Origin of the sequence: Pseudonocardia sp., from assembly GCF_035305885.1 — a bacterium.
Taxonomy (GTDB): Bacteria; Actinomycetota; Actinomycetes; order Mycobacteriales; family Pseudonocardiaceae; genus Pseudonocardia.
The window spans coordinates 1-6793 of sequence record NZ_DATGOP010000041.1; the positions used below are offsets into that span (position 1 = coordinate 1).

Annotated in this window: 9 protein-coding genes; 8 read left to right on the forward strand and 1 reads right to left on the reverse strand. The window is 75.9% G+C overall.

Annotated features, from left to right (window positions below; genetic code table 11):
• From VKZ81_RS08145 to VKZ81_RS08180, 8 genes are all read left to right on the forward strand, one after another.
• A partial coding sequence (locus VKZ81_RS08145) for an ATPase, T2SS/T4P/T4SS family (RefSeq protein ID WP_324240834.1) occupies nucleotides 1-570 on the forward strand: 570 nt, incomplete at its 5' end.
• The gene (locus VKZ81_RS08150; RefSeq protein WP_324240835.1) at nucleotides 564-1670 is read left to right on the forward strand and encodes a type II secretion system F family protein; all 1107 of its coding nucleotides are present in this window, start codon (nucleotides 564-566) and stop codon (nucleotides 1668-1670) included. The genes VKZ81_RS08145 and VKZ81_RS08150, both read left to right, overlap by 7 nt.
• Nucleotides 1671-1833: 163 nt before the next feature.
• Nucleotides 1834-2046, forward strand: coding sequence for a DUF4244 domain-containing protein (locus VKZ81_RS08155; RefSeq protein WP_189086848.1), 213 nt, complete (start codon nucleotides 1834-1836; stop codon nucleotides 2044-2046).
• 3 nt (nucleotides 2047-2049) lie between these two features.
• The gene (locus VKZ81_RS08160) at nucleotides 2050-2394 is read left to right on the forward strand and encodes a TadE family type IV pilus minor pilin (RefSeq protein WP_324240836.1); all 345 of its coding nucleotides are present in this window, start codon (nucleotides 2050-2052) and stop codon (nucleotides 2392-2394) included.
• A gap of 71 nt (nucleotides 2395-2465) precedes the next feature.
• Nucleotides 2466-2894: an Rv3654c family TadE-like protein gene (locus VKZ81_RS08165; protein WP_324240837.1), complete on the forward strand. Its 429-nt coding sequence runs from the start codon at nucleotides 2466-2468 to the stop codon at nucleotides 2892-2894.
• A gap of 31 nt (nucleotides 2895-2925) precedes the next feature.
• Nucleotides 2926-3888 (forward strand): ABC transporter ATP-binding protein, encoded by a 963-nt coding sequence (locus VKZ81_RS08170; RefSeq protein WP_324240838.1) that lies wholly within the window; start codon nucleotides 2926-2928, stop codon nucleotides 3886-3888.
• On the forward strand, nucleotides 3885-4766 hold the full coding sequence (locus tag VKZ81_RS08175; protein WP_324240839.1) for an ABC transporter permease: 882 nt from the start codon (nucleotides 3885-3887) through the stop codon (nucleotides 4764-4766). The genes VKZ81_RS08170 and VKZ81_RS08175 overlap by 4 nt, the downstream gene beginning before the upstream one ends.
• A 43-nt stretch (nucleotides 4767-4809) precedes the next feature.
• Nucleotides 4810-5004: a helix-turn-helix transcriptional regulator gene (locus VKZ81_RS08180; protein ID WP_171107966.1), complete on the forward strand. Its 195-nt coding sequence runs from the start codon at nucleotides 4810-4812 to the stop codon at nucleotides 5002-5004.
• Here VKZ81_RS08180 and VKZ81_RS08185 read toward each other — a convergent pair.
• On the reverse strand, nucleotides 4985-6793 hold a 1809-nt coding region (locus VKZ81_RS08185; RefSeq protein WP_324240840.1), incomplete at its 5' end, for a DEAD/DEAH box helicase. The genes VKZ81_RS08180 and VKZ81_RS08185 overlap by 20 nt on opposite strands.

Consider the following 6793-nt stretch of genomic DNA (forward strand, 5'->3'; position numbering starts at 1 on the left):
AAGACGACGCTCCTCGCCGCACTCCTCTCGCTCGTGCCCGCGACCGAGCGCGTCGTGACCGTCGAGGAGGCGCGGGAGCTGCGCCCCCACCACCCGCACGTGGTGCACCTCGCGGCCCGGCGCGCCAACGTCGAGGGCGCAGGCGCCGTCGACCTCGCGGGACTCGTCCGGAACGCCCTGCGGATGCGGCCCGACCGGATCGTGCTCGGTGAGTGCCGTGGCGCCGAGGTCCGCGAGGTGCTCATGGCGATGAACACCGGGCACGACGGCGGGTTCGCGACGCTGCACGCCAACGCCGTGGGGGTGGTCCCCGCCCGGCTGGAGGCTCTCGCCGGCCTGGCCGGCATGACGCGCGAGGCGGTCGCGGCGCAGGCGGCAGGGGCGATCGACGTGGTGCTCCACCTGCGGCGGTCGAGAGACGTGCGGTACCTCGCCGAGATCGGCCTGGTCGGCCGCGACGCGGGCGGGGAGCTGGAGGTGCGGACAGCCGCCCGCAGGGCACCGGACGGCGACGTCGCCGTCGACCCCGGTGCCTGGGACGAGCTCGCGCGGCGGTTCGGGCCGTGGTGACCGCCGGGGCGGTCGGTGCGCTCGTCGCGGCCGGAGGCTGGCTCCTGCTCGCGGGCGGCGGCCGGCGGGTGCGCGAGGTGCTGGTCCTCGACGAAGCGGCCGCGACGCGCGGCCCCGCCAGGCCCACGCGGCGACCGCTGGGGCGACCCGGGCGGCGGCCGGGAAGCCGGCCGGGGCCGGGCGGGGACGTCCGTGTGCTGGTCATGCAGGTCGTCGCGCTCCTCCGGGCGGGTGCGTCGCCTGGCGTGGCGTGGTCACGTGCGGCCGGTGTCGGCGCGGGTCTCACCGGCGTCCCCGACCAGGACGGGCTCGCCCAGGTGCTCGGGCCGCGGCACGCGGAGGCGGTCGTCGCGGCGACGAGGCTCGCGCTCGACGTCGGCGCACCGCTCGGGCGCGTCCTGGAGGAGGTCGCCGGGACGCTCGTGGCGGAGGCCGAGGCGACGGCGGACCGGGACGCGGCGCTCGCGGCGCCACGGACCACCGGGCAGCTGCTCGTGTGGCTCCCGCTCGCCGGCGCGCTGCTGGGCTGGGGGCTCGGCGCGGACCCGGTGGCGTCGGCGACCGACGGCGGGGTCGGGACGGCGTCCGTCGTGCTCGGCCTGGTGATGGCAGGTCTCGGGCGGGTCTGGGCGGACCGGCTCGTCGCAGCGGCCCGCGGACCCGACCGGCCGGGCGTCGACCTCATGGTCCAGCTCGCGCTGACGGCGGCCGCCCTGCGGGCCGGCGCGGGCGTGCCGCGGGCGCTGGAGGCGGTCGGGGCGGCGATCGGCGGAGCGGACGGCGACGGGCTCGTCCGGGCAGCCCGCGCCCTCGTCCTCGGTGCCCCCTGGGACCGCGCATGGGCGGGCGTACCCGCGGCGCTCGCGCCGCTCGGCCGGGCGCTCGCCGGCGCCTGGGTGGACGGCGCGTCGCCGAGCGAGGCGCTGCGCGCGGCCGGTGACGAGGTGCGGCTGCGGCGCCGGGTGACGACGCGGCACGCCGCCGCGCGGCTCGGCGTGCGGATGGTGCTGCCGACCGGCCTCTGCTACTTGCCCGCGTTCCTGCTGGTCGGGCTCGTCCCGGTGCTGCTGGCGCTCGGGATCGACCTGCTCGCCGGCTGAGCGCCGGCCGACCGCAGGACGACGACGTCGGTGCGCGACCGCGCACCGGTGCCGCCCGCCGTCCGGCGGGTGGGGCCCGCGTGTGCGGGCCGGACAGGACGCCCGGGGGCGAACAGCGTCGCCCGGGCCGATCAGCCCGGTGACGGGCGGAGACGGAGGAGAGATGACGGTGACAGCGCCGGCGTGCCCCGAGCCGGAGAGCCCGCGGCCGCGGGTCTGCGGGGACGACGCGGAGAGCGGGCTGGCCACGGCGGAGTACGCGATCGTGACGGTGGCTGCCGCGACGTTCGCGGGGATCCTGCTCGCGGTGGTCAAGGGCGGCGACATCAAGGGGATGCTCACGTCCCTCATCCAGTCGGCCCTCACGCTGGGGTGACCGATGGCCGCACGTGAGTCGGAACGAGGCACGGTCACGGCGGAGCTGGCCGTCGGCCTGCCCGTCGTGCTGGTGGTCCTCGTCGCCGTGCTCACCCTCACGGCCGCGTCCACGGCGCAGATGCGCGCCCTGGACGCGGCCCGTGCGGGGGCGCGGGCGGTGGCCGTCGGGGAGGGCCCCGGAGCCGTGCGGGCCGCGGTGGAGCGCGTCGGCGGTCCCGGGGCGGAGCTGACGCTCGCCCACGAGGGCGAGTGGGTGCAGGTCACCGTGACGCGGCCGGTGGCGCAGGGCGGCTGGGCCGGCCCGCTCCGGGCGACCGGGTCGGCGACGGCGTGGGTGGAGCCGTGAGGACGGCAGGCCGGGTGCGCGCGGCACGAGAGCCCGGCGGGCGTGCCGTGGACCAGCCCGGCGGGCGTGCCGTGGACCGCGAACGGGGATCCGGGACGGTGCTCGTGCTCGGGCTGGTCGCGGTGACGCTGCTGCTCGTGGTCGGCGTCGGGGCACTCGGGGCGGCGCAGAACGCTCGCGGTGCGGCGCAGAGCGCGGCAGACCTGGCGGCGATCGCCGGGGCGACGGCGCTGCGCGACGGGTTCGACCCGTGCGGCACGGCGCGCGCGACGGTGTCGCGGAACGGTGCGGAGGTCGCGGCGTGCGAGGTGCTGGGCGGCGGGGTGGTGCGCGTGGCCGCGGCGCGGCCCGTCGGGGGGCCGGCGCGCGCGCTGGTGCCGGGCCGGGCGCACGCGTCGGCCCGCGCCGGGCCACGGGCGGACCGGCCGCAGCGGACCGGACCGACGGCGACAGAGGCGACGACGAAAAAGACGATGACATGGCCCCGCTACGGATCGTAGTATCTCTGCTATGGAGGATATGGAGAGTGCGATGAGGGCACAGGCGCCACCGACATCTCCGGGGCCGGTCATCGACGTGCGCGACCTGCGCATGCGGTACGGGACGAAGGACGTGCTCACCGGGGTGTCGTTCACGGCGCGGCGCGGTGAGGTCCTCGCGCTGCTCGGCCCGAACGGCGCCGGCAAGACGACCACGATCGAGATCCTCGAGGGCTTCCGCATGCGGTCGGCCGGCGAGGTGTCGGTGCTGGGGCAGGACCCGGCGCGCGGCGACGAGGCATGGCGCGCCCGCCTGGGCGTGGTGCTCCAGTCCTGGCGGGACCACAGCCGCTGGCGGGTGCGCGACCTGCTCGGCTACCTCGCGCGGTTCTACGCGCCGTACGGGACCACCGACGTGCCACGGCCGTGGGACGTGGACGAGCTGATCGACGTCGTGGGGCTCACGGAGCACGCCGACCTGAAGGTGCAGAAGCTCTCGGGCGGCCAGCGCAGGCGGCTCGACGTGGCGATCGGCATCGTCGGCCGGCCCGAGCTGGTCTTCCTCGACGAGCCGACGGCGGGGTTCGACCCGCACGCCCGGCGCGAGTTCCACGACCTGGTGCACCGGCTGGCCGACTTCGAGAACACGACCGTCCTGCTCACCACGCACGACCTCGACGAGGCGGAGAAGCTCGCCGACCGCATCCTCGTGCTGGACGGCGGCACCATCGTGGCCGACGGCACAGCGGACCAGCTCGCCCGGGAGCTCACCACGCAGGCGGAGGTGCGCTGGACGGTCGGCGGCCGCAGGCACGTCCACGCGGTCGAGGACGGCGACCCGACGGCGTTCGTCCGGCGGCTGCTCGCGAACGACCCCGACGTCACCGAGCTCGAGGTCCGTCGGGCCAGCCTCGAGGACACGTACATGACGCTGGTCCACCGGGCCGAGACGGCGGGCGGCCGACCGTCCGCGGGCGGCGAGCAGACGGACCGGACCGAGGAGGTGCAGGCATGACCACGACGACCACGAGCGGGGCCGGCCGGGTCGAGGCGCGGCGCGCGGCCGTGCGAGCGGGACTGACCCGCGGCTGGCTCGAGACCAAGTACTCCTTCATGGAGGCGGGGGACGTGATCTGGTACCTCGCGTTCCCGGTGATCTACGCGGTGGTGCTGCTGTTCATGCGCGGGAGCACGGTGCCCGGCACGGACTTCGCGCTCGGTGCGATGGTGCTGCCGAGCCTCGTGGGCATGTCGATCGCGCTGGGTGGCTTGACGGGGGCGGCGAGCACGATCGCCGTCGACCGGGAGGACGGCACGCTGCTGCGTGCCAAGGCCACGCCGAACGGGATGATCGGCTACCTGGTGGGCAAGATCCTCATGTTCGCGCTGACCACCGCCGTCAGCCTGCTCGCGCTGGTCATCCCGGCGTTCACGGTGGCGGGCGACCTGCGGCTCGACCTGCGCACGGCGGTCCTGCTGATCATGATCTTCGTGCTGGGCATGGTGGCGACGGTCCCGATCAGCGTCGCGCTCGGCTCGCTGTTCACGTCGTCGGCGCAGACGGGTCTGCTGTTCCTGATCTCGATGCTGCTGATCATCCCGTCCGGCATCTTCTACCCGATCACCGCGCTGCCCGGCTGGCTGCAGGTGGTGGGGCAGGCGTTCCCCTACTACTGGCTGGGGCTGGGCGCCCGGTCGGCCATGCTCCCGGACAGCCTGGCCGCGGCGGAGATCGGCGGGTCGTGGCGCACGCTCGAGATGATCGGGGTGCTCGGACTGTGGGCCGTCGTGGGTATGGTGCTGGCGCCGATCGTGCTGCGCAGGATGGCGCGCCGGGAGTCGGGTTCCACGGTGGCGGCGGCGCGGGAGCGCTTCATGACCAAGGGGTACTGAGTTGGTGGCTGAGCAGTCCGACGTCGTCCACAACCGCATCGCGATGCTGCGCGCCGAGCGCGGCGTCTCGCGGCGTGAGCTCGCGGAGGCGCTCGGGGTGCACTACCAGACGGTCGGATACCTCGAGCGGGGCGAGTACAGCCCGTCGCTGCACCTGGCACTGAGGATCGCCGAGTACTTCGGCGTCGCGGTGGAGGTCGTGTTCTCGACGCGGCCGTTCAAGCGGCTGGGCGAGTGACGCCGGGGGCGTCCGCCGCGCCGTCGGCCGCCGGCTCCGGCTCGTGGGACAGGACGGCGTCGAGGAACCGGACCGCGGCGTCCTTGTCGAGCGGCGCGTTGTAGGAGCCGCACTTCGGAGACTGCACGCACGCGGGGCACCCGTCGGAGCAGGGGCAGGCGGCGATCGCGTCGCGCGTGGCCCGCAGCCACGTGGCACCGAGGTGGTAGGCGCGCTCGGCGAAGCCCGCCCCGCCGGGGTAGGCGTCGTAGACGAAGACGGTCGCCTCACCGGTGTCGGGGTGCAGCTCGGTCGAGACGCCGCCGAGGTCCCAGCGGTCGCACGTCGCCAGCAGCGGGAGCAGGCCGATCGCGGCGTGCTCGGCGGCGTGCAGGGCGCCGGGAGTCTGCTCGGGTGTGATGTCGGAGGCGCGGAGCACCCACTCGGGCACCGACCACCACACCGCCACGGTGCCGAGGGTGTGCTCGGGCAGCTCGAGCTGCTCGGTCCCGAGCACCTGCATGTCGGGCAGGCGACGGCGCTGGAAGCTCACCACCTGCGACGTCACCTCGACGGGACCGAGGCCCCAGGTGACAGGCCCCCATTCCCGGGTCAGGAGGGCGTGGCCGGTGCCGTCCGTCTCGGGACCGGGTGCGCCGTCGTCGTCCCAGCCCTCGATGGCGACGGACATGACCGAGCGGGACCACGTGCCGTAGTCGAGCTTGCGACGCTGCACGACGGCGGTGTGGTCGGTGAGGTCCAGGTGGTTCACCACGTAGGTGGTGCCCTGGTGCACGTACACGGCGCCGTCGTGCACCTGCCCGTCTGCGGACGAGGCGTCGACCGTGCCGAGCATGCGCCCGGTGCCGTGCTCGACGACGCGCACCGGCGTCCCGCCCGCACCGCGCAGGTCCGTCAGCCCGGTGGCGGCCTGGTGGTGCGTCCAGTACCAGCCGGAGGTCCGCCGTCGCAGGGCGCCGCGCGCGACGAGCACGTCGAGCACACCGCGCACGTGCGCCGGGTCGCCGAACAGTGCGAGGTCCTCGGTGCGCAGGGGGGCCTCCTGGGCCGCCGCGCAGAGGTGCGGTGCGAGGACGTGCGGGTTCGCGGGGTCGAACACCGTCGCCTCGAGCGGGGCGTCGAAGACGGCCTCCGGGTGGGTCACGAGGTAGGTGTCCAGCGGGTCCTCGCGCGCGACGAACGCGACGAGGCCGTCGGCGCCTGCCCGCCCCGCGCGTCCGGCCTGCTGCCACAGCGACATGCGGGTGCCCGGCCAGCCCGCGACGAGGACGGCGTCCAGGCCCGAGATGTCGACCCCGAGCTCGAGCGCGTTGGTCGTGGCCAGGCCGAGCAGGTCGCCCGTGCGCAGGGCCTGCTCGAGCTCGCGGCGCTCCTCGGGGAGGTAGCCGCCGCGGTAGGCGGCGATGCGGCCGGCGGCATCGGGGGCGTGACGCAGGTGGTCGCGCGCCTGCTGCGCCACCGACTCGGCGCCCCGCCGGGAGCGGGTGAACGCCAGGCTGCGCGCACCGGCGGCGGCCAGGTCGGCGAGCAGCTCGGCGGCCTCGGCCGTCGCGGACCGGCGCGGGTGCTCCGGCGGTACCTCCGCGGCCACTGGCTCCGCTTCGGGATCCTCGGCGGCGGCGCCGGGCAGCGCCCACGGGTCCGGCTCGTCGGGGTCGGCGCGGCGCATCGACGCCGGCTCGAGGACCTGCCGGTCCGCAGAGCCGGTGCCGCCCTCCGCGTCCTCGGCCGGCGGGCGCCACGAGGCGATCTCCGGCGGCTGCCACAGCACCACGGTGCGCCGTCCGGA